Origin of the sequence: Pseudoalteromonas sp. (genome assembly GCF_018402495.1) — a bacterium.
Classification (GTDB): Bacteria; Pseudomonadota; Gammaproteobacteria; order Enterobacterales; family Alteromonadaceae; genus Pseudoalteromonas.
In genome coordinates this window covers 985,256-997,679 of sequence record NZ_JAGYIU010000001.1, presented here as the reverse complement: position 1 = coordinate 997,679, position 12,424 = coordinate 985,256, and the positions used below count along the sequence as shown (strand labels likewise).

The 12,424-nt window shown below is 40.5% G+C and carries 15 protein-coding genes; 6 read left to right on the top strand and 9 right to left on the bottom strand.

Annotation, left to right across the window (positions count from 1 at the left end; translation table 11 throughout):
* The first annotated feature begins 67 nt into the window (after positions 1 to 67).
* Positions 68 to 514 carry a terminus macrodomain insulation protein YfbV gene (gene yfbV / locus KG708_RS04595; RefSeq protein WP_213608301.1) on the top strand — a complete coding sequence of 149 codons (447 nt, stop codon included), beginning with the start codon at positions 68 to 70 and terminating at the stop codon, positions 512 to 514.
* Here yfbV and rlmA read toward each other — a convergent pair.
* From rlmA to xthA, 3 genes are read right to left on the bottom strand one after another with little or no spacing between them, the layout of a single operon-like run.
* Entirely contained in the window at positions 498 to 1,301 is an 804-nt protein-coding gene (gene rlmA / locus KG708_RS04590) for a 23S rRNA (guanine(745)-N(1))-methyltransferase (protein ID WP_213608300.1), read from the bottom strand. The genes yfbV and rlmA overlap by 17 nt on opposite strands.
* Complete coding sequence (locus KG708_RS04585; RefSeq protein ID WP_213608299.1) at positions 1,298 to 1,945, bottom strand: energy-coupling factor ABC transporter permease; 648 nt, start codon at positions 1,943 to 1,945, stop codon at positions 1,298 to 1,300. Before KG708_RS04585 ends, rlmA begins: the two co-directional genes overlap by 4 nt.
* 5 nt (positions 1,946 to 1,950) lie before the next feature.
* Positions 1,951 to 2,757 carry an exodeoxyribonuclease III gene (xthA, locus tag KG708_RS04580; RefSeq protein WP_213608298.1) on the bottom strand — a complete coding sequence of 269 codons (807 nt, stop codon included), beginning with the start codon at positions 2,755 to 2,757 and terminating at the stop codon, positions 1,951 to 1,953.
* A gap of 263 nt (positions 2,758 to 3,020) precedes the next feature.
* Between xthA and KG708_RS04575 the strand changes: the two genes are divergently transcribed.
* From KG708_RS04575 to rluB, 3 genes are all read left to right on the top strand, one after another.
* Positions 3,021 to 3,452 carry an exonuclease III gene (locus tag KG708_RS04575; protein ID WP_213608297.1) on the top strand — a complete coding sequence of 144 codons (432 nt, stop codon included), beginning with the start codon at positions 3,021 to 3,023 and terminating at the stop codon, positions 3,450 to 3,452.
* 200 nt (positions 3,453 to 3,652) lie between these two features.
* The gene (gene scpB, locus KG708_RS04570) at positions 3,653 to 4,243 is read left to right on the top strand and encodes an SMC-Scp complex subunit ScpB (protein ID WP_213608296.1); all 591 of its coding nucleotides are present in this window, start codon (positions 3,653 to 3,655) and stop codon (positions 4,241 to 4,243) included.
* Positions 4,240 to 5,109: a 23S rRNA pseudouridine(2605) synthase RluB gene (gene rluB / locus KG708_RS04565; RefSeq protein ID WP_213608295.1), complete on the top strand. Its 870-nt coding sequence runs from the start codon at positions 4,240 to 4,242 to the stop codon at positions 5,107 to 5,109. Before scpB ends, rluB begins: the two co-directional genes overlap by 4 nt.
* A gap of 277 nt (positions 5,110 to 5,386) precedes the next feature.
* Here rluB and KG708_RS04560 read toward each other — a convergent pair whose 3' ends face one another.
* Positions 5,387 to 6,031 (bottom strand): CPBP family glutamic-type intramembrane protease, encoded by a 645-nt coding sequence (locus KG708_RS04560; protein ID WP_213608294.1) that lies wholly within the window; start codon positions 6,029 to 6,031, stop codon positions 5,387 to 5,389.
* Positions 6,032 to 6,262: 231 nt separating this feature from the next.
* Here KG708_RS04560 and KG708_RS04555 point away from each other — a divergent pair, with 231 nt between their 5' ends.
* Both KG708_RS04555 and KG708_RS04550 read left to right on the top strand, forming a co-directional pair.
* Positions 6,263 to 6,532, top strand: coding sequence for an HU family DNA-binding protein (locus KG708_RS04555; protein WP_058154739.1), 270 nt, complete (start codon positions 6,263 to 6,265; stop codon positions 6,530 to 6,532).
* Between the two features lie 222 nt (positions 6,533 to 6,754).
* Positions 6,755 to 7,333: a type 1 glutamine amidotransferase domain-containing protein gene (locus KG708_RS04550; protein WP_213608293.1), complete on the top strand. Its 579-nt coding sequence runs from the start codon at positions 6,755 to 6,757 to the stop codon at positions 7,331 to 7,333.
* 73 nt (positions 7,334 to 7,406) lie between these two features.
* Here KG708_RS04550 and trpA read toward each other — a convergent pair whose 3' ends face one another.
* The 5 genes from trpA to KG708_RS04525 are packed head-to-tail and all read right to left on the bottom strand — an operon-like array spanning position 7,407 to position 12,424.
* Entirely contained in the window at positions 7,407 to 8,228 is an 822-nt protein-coding gene (gene trpA, locus KG708_RS04545) for a tryptophan synthase subunit alpha (protein WP_013465084.1), read from the bottom strand.
* A complete protein-coding gene (trpB, locus tag KG708_RS04540; RefSeq protein WP_010390233.1) occupies positions 8,225 to 9,409 on the bottom strand; it encodes a tryptophan synthase subunit beta in 1,185 nt (394 codons plus the stop codon). The genes trpA and trpB overlap by 4 nt, the downstream gene beginning before the upstream one ends.
* A gap of 7 nt (positions 9,410 to 9,416) precedes the next feature.
* Positions 9,417 to 10,781 carry a bifunctional indole-3-glycerol-phosphate synthase TrpC/phosphoribosylanthranilate isomerase TrpF gene (gene trpCF, locus KG708_RS04535; RefSeq protein ID WP_213608292.1) on the bottom strand — a complete coding sequence of 455 codons (1,365 nt, stop codon included), beginning with the start codon at positions 10,779 to 10,781 and terminating at the stop codon, positions 9,417 to 9,419.
* The gene (gene trpD / locus KG708_RS04530) at positions 10,774 to 11,811 is read right to left on the bottom strand and encodes an anthranilate phosphoribosyltransferase (protein ID WP_213608291.1); all 1,038 of its coding nucleotides are present in this window, start codon (positions 11,809 to 11,811) and stop codon (positions 10,774 to 10,776) included. Before trpD ends, trpCF begins: the two co-directional genes overlap by 8 nt.
* 10 nt (positions 11,812 to 11,821) lie before the next feature.
* Positions 11,822 to 12,424, bottom strand: a complete 603-nt coding sequence (locus tag KG708_RS04525) for an aminodeoxychorismate/anthranilate synthase component II (RefSeq protein WP_058154735.1) — start codon at positions 12,422 to 12,424, stop codon at positions 11,822 to 11,824.

Here is a 12,424-nt window from a genome sequence, read left to right as displayed (position 1 = left end):
TTGTGTTACACTTTTATAAGCAAGATACTTGTAGAAGTATTAAATGCCGTGAATATGAGGATTTATAATGCAAAAAAGTGTGATTTCGCAAGTTCAAATAGGGCGTTCTTACGCTAAAACATGGCCTATGCGCAAAGAGATAGCGCCTCTATTTGCAGAATTTAAAGTGATCAGAGCAACCGAGCTTGCGATTACAGTAATGCCAATTTTAGCTATGTTGACTTTATTTTTTCAGCTAAATTATTTAGGTCCTGACTTTTTACCTCAAGCCATTGCAAGTAGTTTATTTTTTATCTCGTTACCGTTACAAGGGCTTTTATGGTTAGGTAAACGTGCACAAACAGAATTAGAACCCGCCATGCTGCAATGGTACAACGAGTTGTTTGCAAAAATGGTTGCTAATGGTTACGACGCGCAAATGGGGGAAAACAAGCCCCGCTATTTGGAGCTTGCCGAATTGTTAAAAGATATGTTTGACAAAATGGATAAAACCTTTACTAAAGAACAGTTTTAGTAAAGCGCGTTACATAAAATGATAAGGTAACACTATGCTGTTGTTTTTTTTCAAGTGCTTGCCAGTGCTCAGGCCTGAATTTCCAAGCAAAAGGGGTCATCATAATTAAGTTTTTTACATCGCTAAATACAAGCTCAACTTTTTCTGTAATGAGGTGTTTTGATACGAGCTCAAAGCCTGCTGGGGTAGCAATCTCTGTATGCTCATTCACTGTATCGTAAATATAATCCTTTAACTCTTTAAGGTGCCTAGGGCCTGGACTTGCAACAATTAAGCTTCCTTGATCTTTAATTAGGCGCGCAAGCTCATTATCAAATAAAGGAGCAAACACACTCACTAATACATCAGCGAGGTGATCATCAAAAGGAGCTTGGCTAATTGACGCAACGCTAAACTGACATTGTTTATAGCGTTTTGCAGCGTATTTTACTGCTGACTTTGATATATCAACACCATAAACACTTCCATACGTGCTATCTGCTATAGCATGAGTATAAAACCCTTCACCACAGCCTAAATCAATGATCAAATTTGCGTTAAGTGGTTTAACAATATTGGCTAAAGCGGTTTGTAAAAAGCCATAGTATCCTTGCTCTAAAAATGAGCGCCTTGCTTGTACCATTTCTAAAGAGTCGCCGGGGTCTTTAGAGTTTTTATTTTGTACTGGAAGTAGGTTTACATAGCCTTCTTTGGCAAAATCAAAGCTGTGATTATTACTGCATTGTAATGTTTTTTCGTTAAGTGCTAAAGGGTGTTTGCAAATAGGGCAATAGTAATGAAGACTCATGAGCCTAAGTAGTCCTTATCAAAAAAAGTTTTTACCCAGTGCGGGCGGTAGGTGATCAGTACTGTCATGGCCATACCGTTTAGCATTGCTTCAGGAAACGCTAAGATAGGACTGAGATAAATGTAGTTTTCAGTTAACTGATGCCAGTTATATTCCCCTATAGCGTAATAAAAGACGCCGCCTAATATAATGTTAACGCAGGCAACAAAGCCCGCAGTTAAAAAGCTACAAACAAATATATAGATAAAAAAATGCCGCGCTAAGTACTGATAACAAAGCATAAATACAAAGTAGCTTAATAATACTGGAATAAATGCACTTATTAGTAATTTTACCGCAATTAGCTCGAATGCTATTTGTCCAAAAGCAGTTAGCAAGGCAGTTGCTAATACACAACTTAAAATAGCCAAACGCCAACCTAAAATCAGCGTAACGGCGGTAATGCCCAATATATGAAGATCAAGACCAGACAAAATACCGGCTTTTATGCGCCACAATACAGCAAGCACCAGTGCGCAGGCAAACACACCAGTTTGTCTTGCTGGCGTATTAAAAAAATTGGCGTATGTTGATTTATTAACACTTAAAAAGCCAATAACAATAGCACCAATCCAAAGTAATGCCTGTAATTGCACGCTTAGCATAATCGTTAATTAAACTTAGACCAAATAGGCGCGTGATCTGAAGGTTTGTCAATACCACGCAGCTGATAATCGATACCCGAATCAATACAGCGAGCGGCTAAGTCATGCGTTGCCAAGACCACATCAATTCGCAGTCCACGATTATCATCAAAGCCTTTTGAGCGGTAGTCAAACCACGAGTATTGATCATTAGTTTCTGGGTTTTGCTCTCTAAAGGTATCTTTAAAACCCCAGTTTAATAAAGTCGCTAACCATTCACGTTCTACCGGTTGAAATGAGCATTTACCTGTTTTTAGCCAACGTTTAGCGTTTACCTCACCAATACCAATATCTAAATCGGTTGGGGAGATATTTATGTCACCCATTACAATGATATCCTGATCGGGCGTAAAGTGAGTATTTAAATGGGTCATTAAGTCTTGATAAAATTGACGCTTGTACGGGAATTTGGTTTCGTGTTTGATGTTATCGCCCTGCGGAAAGTAGCCATTCATTATATGTAGGTCGCGACCATTTTGTTGTTCTACGGTGACGCTGATCATACGCTTTTGCGACTCATCGGTGTCGGTGGTAAGCCCTTTTAATACCGACTTAGGCTCTTTTTTGCATAACATTGCCACACCGTAATGGGCTTTTTGCCCGTGAAAATAAACGTGATAACCCATTTTTTGCACATCATCTAGCGGGAACGCTTCATCATGTACTTTGATCTCTTGAAGACCAATAATATCTGGCTGGTGTTTATCAATAATCGCTTGTAATTGGTGTAGGCGAGCACGTAGGCCATTTATATTGAACGAAATCACTTTCATTGAAGGTTACCTTAATATTTGATTTTATTAGCGACAAGATTATACCAGTATTTTTATCGTCATAATATGCCTATACCTAAGGCATAATTAATTTTTAGACCCTAGAATAGCTGCACAAATGTTGATCAATGAGTGTTTAATGTTTAAACAATGTTAATGCAGTATTAAATAACAAAACAAATAAAATATTCAATTGATATGTTAAAAGTTGTCTATATAATGCGCAAAAATCATTTGTTAACCCGTTTAAATAGGACTCTGTGATGAAAACTCAATTACTTTTAGCTGCCTCTCTTTTTGTTTCTGTAACTGTTACTGCACAAAGCAATACATATTACAGCCAAGACAATAAATTAGAGTCTAACTTGTGTGTAGTAAGTGCCAATGAGGGGTTTTCTGCTGCTCGTAAAATGGCAGCAAAGCACGGGATATATTTATCGCGTTATTCAAAAAGTATCCTATGTAACGGTCAAGACATTAGCGATATTGCAAAAAAAGATGTTGCAGTGAAATCGGCTGCATCTAAAGTTGAAGTGTTTGCAAAAGATTCACATCAAGAAACACAATTATGTATGACAGCATTAAAGCAAGGCTTACAGCCAGTTCGTAAGCAAATTGGCAACTTAAATACATTAAAGTGTAATGGCCAAAATATAACTGATTTTGTAAAGCGTTATCAAAACGCAGCAATATAAATCAATGTGTAAAATACGTTAACTTTAAGCCCAGCAGTTGCTGGGCTTTTTGTTGTATAAGTGTCATTTAAAAGATTAAGGGCGTTCAATAACCAGTCATTTTTAACCCATTATTAGTTATTTACATAATATGTTTTCCTAGTTTGCGGTTGTTCTGTCATAATAGTTGGCTGTGTATTTTTATTAATTTAAGAGTGATTATGGTAGGTCGGCGTATTAGTGGTGAGCAATTAATTGAAATCATTGAAGCGGCGATTTTTGTGGCAGATAAGCCCGTATCAAAACGTCATCTTAAAGACACAGTTTTACATGATTTGGCTATTTCTATGGCGCGTATCAACAATGCTGTTGAGGCCATTCAAATACATTACCAAACGCGTGGCATACGCCTAGTAGAAGTAGGCAGTGGTTATCGGTTTCAAGCGTGTAGTAGTTTAAGCCCATGGTTAAGTAATTTATGGCAAGAGCGTGCGCCTAGGTACTCGCGAGCTTTACTCGAAACGCTTTCGTTAATCGCGTATAAACAACCTATTACCCGTGGTGAAATTGAGCAAGTACGGGGCGTAGCAACGGGCTCAAATATTATTAAAACCCTACTTGAAAGAGAATGGGTAAAAGTAGTGGGGCATAAAGAAGTACCCGGTAAACCGGCACTTTATGCAACAACTAAACAATTTTTAGATTATTTTTCGATAACGGGACTTCATGATTTACCTGCATTGCCAGCGCAACAGCAAAGTAAAATTACCCAGTTATTAAGTGATCCTTCTGTGAGAGAACCATCCGAATGAGTATACAAGGTGAAAAGTTACAAAAAGTCCTAGCCCGTGCAGGGGTAGGCTCACGCCGTGAGATGGAAAAGTACATTGATGCAAATCGCGTGAGTGTAAACGGTAAAGTGGCAAAATTAGGCGACAGGGTTGAAGAAACTGATTTAATTCGTGTTGACGGGCACACAGTTAAAATAGAAGAAAAAGCCGATAGAATTTGTCGTGTAATTATGTACAACAAGCCAGAAGGCGAGTTAAGTACGCGCAAAGATCCAGAAGGGCGCAGAACTGTTTTTGATCGTTTACCGCGAATTGATGGCGATCGCTGGATAGCGGTAGGTCGATTAGACGTCAACACATCAGGACTTATGCTTTTTACTAACGACGGTGAATTAGCCAATCGTTTGATGCATCCAAGCTATGAAGTTGAACGTGAATATTCTGCACGAGTTTTTGGTGAGGTGACTAACGAGACGGTTAAAAATTTATTGCGCGGTGTAGAGCTTGAAGACGGCCCTGCTAAATTTACCGGTATCAAGCCTATGGGCGGTGAAGGCATTAACCGCTGGTTTAATGTAACGCTTAATGAAGGTCGTAATCGTGAAGTACGTCGTTTATGGCAATCACAAGATGTGGAAGTATCTCGTCTTATTCGTATACGTTACGGTAAATTAGAGCTTGATAAGCGTGTACCGCAAGGTGGCTGGATTGAGTACGATTTAGATACGGTTAACTATTTACGTAAAACAGTAAAGCTTGGTAAAGAAACACAAACTAAGCTGTCGGTTATCCCTGAAAAACGTAAAGATAAGCGTGCTAAAATAAACCAAATTCGCAAGGCGGTTAAAAAGCACAATCAACGTGTAAAACCAACAAAACGAAAGTAATTAGCTTGAAAAATAAAAGTGGGTTTTATAATTAACACCGGTCAGTTAAGGTATCCTACTTTTTGATAGGTGGATGAACCTCTAATTGATTCAAGATACCCTATTATCTTTATGTTAAAAGGGTATTTTTGTTTATTCACTATTTGATGCAAGTATATTCCTCATATATTTCTTCTAGAAATATGTTGAATAGTAAGGAAGAATAAATCTTTCTGCCGATAAATAGTGCTATTGGCCTAGCGTTATATACAAGATAAGATATTTTTTTGTGTTATGCTCATGAGTTCAGTGCACCTGAATCTAAATAACGGCCAATTCCCAGTGTAAACATCCAAATGCCCCATAAGCTATGCTCAATAACACAGGCAAAGGTTGAGCGGCTTTGTGCGTAGGTATAAGCAAATAATAATCCGCCTATAAACGCTAAACTTACTGCAACCCAATTAGCGTATACAATATGTGCCAGTGCAAATACACTCGCACTAATAAAAATGCGTAGCCATTTACTGGGCATAATGCGCTTATAGCGATGAAAAAAATACGTTCTAAATATTAACTCTTGCGGGATCACCGACAATAAAGGGTAGAGCAGCAATAGCATCAGCCAGTCGGCGAGGTTTTCACGGGGTAAAGTAAACCAGTTCCCCTGATAAAGCAGGTTGTAAAACACTCCCGAAAATAACGCACCAATAAAGAAAAAACTAAACAGTCTGCGCTTCACAGCAGAAAACTGCCCCATACTGGTTAATCTAAAGCGCTTAAAGTGAATGTCGTTTAGTAGCAGCATACAGCACACACTCATTAAGATGATCAGTGCCGGAATAAGCCAGTTAGATAAATACTGGCGAATATTAAACCCCACTAAAGGCAGGATGATAAAAATAAAGGTAAATTCAAACCAACGGTATTGATTAGCGTTCACGTTTGCTCGCGGTCATTTTTATTTTACCTTAGCAGGCGAATAAGTCATCTTTATGACTATAAAAACACCAAGCTGATTATATTTAACGCCACTCATTATACCTTATGCACTTTGGGCTTGGTTAAGGTTGACTTACCCCCTTGTAACCCTTAGCCTGCCTGCTTTTATTTTTACATCATTGTATTGCCACGCTAGTTGGCTAAAGCCAACGCGTGTATTTAGGAGCAAAAAATGAATAAGGCAGAACTTGTTACAGCCATGGCACACACGAGCGAGTTAACAAAAAAAGAAGCGCAATTAGCGTTAACCAGCTTACAAAAGGTGATTACCAAATCATTGTCTGAAGGCGATCAGGTACAAATATCTGGTTTTGGCACTTTTGCATTAAGTTATTACCCAGCCCGTACGGGGCGTAATCCACAAACCGGCGAAGCAATAGAAATAGAAGGGGCTAATAAAGCAGTCTTTAAGCCAGCCAAAGCGTTAAAAGACAGCCTTTAATTGTCAATGCCTGTAAGGGAGTTTTGTTATTCAAACAAAGCATGTACCTTGCAGGCTATTTCCATTTTTGAAAAATGGCTGTGTAGTATCTGCAACCACTGTAAATAATTTACATAGCACTCTCATCTCTTTATATAAAACGCCAATATTATCAGCGTGTTATTTTTGGTATGTGATATGCAAACTCCACTGTGTATCAAAAAATAAGATAAGGAGTATTTAATGAGTAATTTACATAGCAGCACCCGTTTAAAAGGTAAAAAAATTGCCATTTTAGCCACCGATGGATTTGAACAAAGCGAGCTACTTTCGCCGCAAAGCGCATTACTTGAGGCGGGCGCCGATATAGAGGTGGTGTCTATTAAAGAAGGGCAGATCACTGGCTGGAATGAAGATAATTGGGGGGAAAAAGTAACCGTTGATAAATTAGCTGCCGATGCCAATGCTGCCCACTACGATGCACTTTTACTGCCGGGTGGTTTGTTTAATCCTGATAGCTTACGTCAAAATAAAGATGCCAAAGCGTTTGTAGATGGTTTTTTTGGCGCAGAAAAAAATAAACCTGTGGCCGCTATATGTCATGCACCGTGGTTATTAGCTGAAATTAATAAGCTAAGAGATAAAAAAGTGACTTCTTTCCCTAGTATTAAAAGCGATTTAATTAACGCCGGAGCTCATTGGGTAGATCAAGAAGTGTGTGTTGATAACGGCTTAGTCACTAGCCGCAGCCCTGCAGATTTAGATGCATTTAATGCAAAATTTATTGAAGAAATACTCGAAGGTAAGCACCAAGCGCACTAGCTGTGGGCTTTTAAATAGAAAAGGGCATATTACATGCCCTTTTTTATTGATAATGATAAAACACAGCTCGCTATTAAAGCGCAGTAGCGGCTTTCATATCGCTTACAAATGTTTTTAGCTGCGAGGTCATCGCATCTAAATCATCTAAGTTTGCTTCAATGATTTTTACCACAGCAGAGCCCGAAATAGCCCCCGCAGCACCGGCTTTAAGTGCCGCTTTTACATCTTCAGGCGTTGAAATACCAAAGCCTAATAATGCAGGTGCACTGTGGTACTCTTGTAAGCGCGTAACCACATGGGTTGCTGGCATTTGTGCTTTGGTGTCTGTACCTGTTACCCCAGCACGAGAAAGCAAGTAGGTGTAGCCACGGCCGTATGATGCACATTCACGCAGGGTATCGTCACTGGCGTTCGGTGTAGCGATAAAAATCGGGTCTATACCATTTGCCATGGCGGCTTTTCTAAACATTTTAGACTCATGCAATGGCACATCAGCCACTAAAATAGAGTCAACACCCACTGCTTTTGCATCGGTGTAAAACTTTTCTAAGCCACGTTTAAATATTAAGTTTGAATACAATAACAAACCAATTGGAATGTCGGCGTTATATTCACGGATCTCTTTAATAATATCAAAGCAGTCTTGTGTATTAATATGCACATTTAAGGCACGAATATTGGCTTTTTGAATGACAGGGCCATCGGCAATCGGATCGGAAAACGGAATACCTAATTCAAGCCCGTCAGCGCCACCATCAATTAAGCTTTTAATAATTTCGATGCTTTGTGCTTTGCCTGGATCGCCAATGGTTACAAACGGTACAAAAGCACCCTGGTTTTGCTCTTTAAGCGCGGCAAACATTTGTCCATAACGGTCAGTTTTTACGTGGCTCATAGTTGACCTTCCTCTGATAATACCTTGTGTACGTGGGCTAAGTCTTTGTCTCCACGACCACTTAAATTAATAACAATAATACTGTCTTGCGTTTGCTCTTCTGCATACTCTAGGGCATAGGCAAGCGCATGACTTGATTCAAGCGCAGGAATAATTCCTTCGTGTTTAGCTAATGCTTGAAAGGCATCAAGTGCTTTGGTGTCGGTAATACCGACATATTGAGCACGGCCAGTTTCGTGCAAAAAGGCATGTTGAGGGCCAACTGCGGGGTAATCTAGTCCCGCCGATACAGAGTAAGACTCTTCAATTTGGCCATCTGTATTTTGCATAATATAAGTGTAAGTACCGTGCAAAATACCTTTTGTTCCTTTACAGATGGTTGCGCCATGCTCGTGCGTGTCTAACCCTTTACCTGCAGGTTCAACGCCAATGAGTTTAACGCTTGGCTCATCAATAAAATCGGTAAACATACCAATTGCGTTAGACCCACCGCCTACACACGCAATAACCGCATCAGGCAAACGGCCTTCGGCTTTAAGTACTTGTTGTTTTGCTTCTTCACCAATAATTTTTTGATATTCACGTACAATAGTCGGGAATGGGTGAGGACCTGCTGCAGTACCTAAAAGGTAATGAGCCTCTTGATAATTGGCTGACCAGTCACGCAATGCCTCGTTAACCGCATCTTTTAATGTGCCCGAGCCTGCAGTTACTGGAATAACTTCAGCGCCCATTAGCTTCATTCTAAATACATTTGGTTGTTGGCGTTCAACATCTTTTGCACCCATATAAATGCGGCATTTTAATCCAAGTAACGCACAGGCAAGTGCCGTTGCAACGCCATGTTGGCCGGCGCCTGTTTCAGCAATCACTTCTTTTTTACCCATACGTTTGGTAAGCAGTGCTTGGCCTAAAACTTGGTTTGTTTTGTGCGCACCACCGTGGAGTAAATCTTCACGCTTTAAGTACAGTTTTACTTTTGGGTTTTTAACTAAGTTACGCGTTAAAGTAAGCGGGGTAGGACGACCCGCATATTCGTTAAGTAATTTACTTAGTTCTGCCTGAAATTCAGGATCTTTCTGTGCTTTATTAAATTCGTTTTCTAACTGCTTAAGCGCAGGGACAAGCAGTTCGGGTACAAACATACCGCCAAACTCGCCAAAATAAGCTGGATTTTGCATTTTAACCTCAATAATTTCTGATACTTGTAAAAGCATGATGTAGTTTGTTTGCACACTTTTTACCTGGAGACTCTTCAACACCTGAATTTAGATCAAGCCCAAGAGCACCTTGAAAAAGTGCATCGCTAATATTGTCTGGGTTTAAGCCGCCAGCAAGCATAAATGGGGTCGTGGCATCGCGAAGCACCGACCAATCAAATGTTTTGCCTGTGCCGCCAGCCTGTGAATCACTGTGAGTGTCGTATAAATGGCGATCGGCACCTGTAATCGGTTGAGGCAAAGCATCTTTGATTGCCTGTGCTTTCCATATTTCACAATTACGTGGTAGTTCATTACGTAACGACGCAATGTAATGTTCATCTTCTTGTCCATGTAATTGAACAGCTGACAGTTTCAGTTGTTTAGCGTGCTCAGCAACATCTGCTATGGCCGCATTAACAAACACCCCAACAAATTTTAGAGGGGCACTTTGGCTGATTTCTTTGGCGCAATCTAAATCGACAAAGCGCGGTGATTTTGGATAAAAAATTAATCCGCCATAAAGGGCACCGTTGTCGTAAGCCGCAATGGCATCTTGATTACGGGTTAATCCACAAACCTTGTTTTCGCCTAGGATTACGCGGCGACACGCTTGTAATAAATCAGCCTCAGCCATTAATGAGCTGCCAATTAAGAAACCATTACATAAAGGCGCTAAACGCTTTACATCTTGATGGGTATAAATACCTGACTCTGAAATAACCACTTTATCGTTAGGAATAAGCTTACGTAGTCGTTCGGTTGTGGCTAAGTCGGTGCTTAAATCGCGCAAGTCACGATTATTAATCCCAATTATTTGTGCATTGAGTGCCAGTGCACGATGCACTTCTTCTTCGTTACTCACCTCAGTTAGTACCGACATATTTAACGAATCGGCGATTGCATGCAGCGCTTTATACTGCTCATCGTCAAGCACTGATAGCATCAGTAAAATAGCGTCACCACCATAAATGCGTGCCATATAGACTTGGTATTCATCAATAAAAAAGTCTTTACAAATAAGTGGCTGCTCTACTTGGCTGCGCACAAACTCAAGGTAATCAAAGCTACCCTGAAAGTACTTTTCGTCAGTTAATACACTCATACAGCTGGCAAACTGTTTATAAGCTTGCGTGATTTCTGTTAAATCAAACGGCTGACGAATTAACCCTTTAGAAGGCGATGCCTTTTTGCACTCTAAAATAAACTGCGTGCCAGGTGCCGCTAACGCTTGATAAAAGCTACGCGTGGTGGGTTTAGCTTGATGCTTAAAGCTCTCAAGTGGGCGCGCCGCTTTGCGTTCAATGAGTTCTATTTTTTTTTCGGCAATAATTTTGTCTAATACATTAGCCATGACTTACCTCAATAATTGCATTTAGTGTGTCCATGGCCTTGCCTGAACGTAATAATGATTGTGTTATTTGTGCACCTTGTTTTAACGATTGTGCTTGGCCAGTTAAGTACAGCAATGCAGCAACGTTAACAATAATAGCGGCGTTATGTGCCTCGCTACCTTTGCCCTGTAAAATGGCAAGGCTGGCGTTTGCATTGTATTGTGGGCCTTCACCGGCTAATTGTTCAAGTGAATAGTTTGCAAGGTCAAAATCACTAGGGTTGAGTGTGTATTGGGTGATTTTGCCGTTATCCAGCTCAACAACCTGTGTTGGGCCATGCAAGGCGATTTCGTCGGTGCCAGAGCCGTGAACTATCATAGCGCGTTTAGTGCCCAGAGTATGAAGAGTTTGCGCCATAGGTAGGCACAAAGATTCATCGTATACCCCGAGTAATTGAACATCTGGAGCAGCGGGATTAGCTAGCGGCCCAAGAATATTAAAAATAGTACGGGTTTTTAAGGTGGTTCGTACGTTCATCGCATGGCGCACGCCGCTGTGATAGTGCGGTGCAAATAAAAAGGTAAAATTTGTATGTTCAAGGCATTTAGCCGCTTGTGTGGGAGTCATATCAATATTGATCCCCAAGGCTTTGAGTAAATCAGCAGACCCTGAGTTACTCGATACACTGCGATTGCCATGTTTTACCATATTAACACCGGCAGCGGCTGCCACAATTGCCGCGGTTGTACTGATATTGATAGTGTTTGAACCATCGCCACCGGTACCACAGCTATCGGCAAGTTGAGTTTTATTGGTTATAAATGCCACGGCGTTTTCACGCATTGAGGCCGCGGCACCGGCGATTTCATCGCTTATTTCACCTTTCATTTTAAGGCTAATTAACAGTGCAGAGAGCTCAATATCGCTCATATTCCCTTGCATTATTTGATCAAAAAGTGTTTTTGCTTGTGCATAGCTCAATGATTGCTTGGCAATAACGTGCTCAATAGCCTGTTGAACATTAAGCGAGTTTTGTAATTGTGTAGTCATAATGTTCCCTTTATTTGGCACGCGTTAAATAGGCAACGCTTTGCTGTAGCAGCATAGCGCCATTGGGCGTTAAAATAGATTCTGGGTGGAATTGATAACCCAGCGCAGTGTCTTGATGATGATAAATAGCCATTGGAATATCTTGATACTTTGCAATAACCGCTAAGTTATCAGGTACTTTTGTGGCCATTAATGAGTGATAACGCGCCACTGGTATAGTGCTGCCCATTCCGTTAAACACCGGGTGATCGTCTAACTCAATAATTGATGATTTACCATGTACGGTTTCACCAGCATGACCGATTACTCCGCCATAACTTTGTGTTAGTGCTTGTTGGCCTAAACAAATGCCCAGCATCGGGAATTTACCTTTGCACAAGCTAATCAACTCCATTAGGCAACCCGCATCACTCGGTGCCCCTGGGCCTGGCGATAAAACCAGTAATACCTGCTTATGCTCTGCCTGCATTTTGTTGAATATTACTTCAGCGCTAATGTTATTTCTGTAAACAACTAACTCAGCACCTAGCATTGTTAGTTCATCAACAAGGTTATAGCTAAATGAGTCAAAGTTATCTAAAAAGTAAATTTTAATAGGGTGTGCTTCACTCAT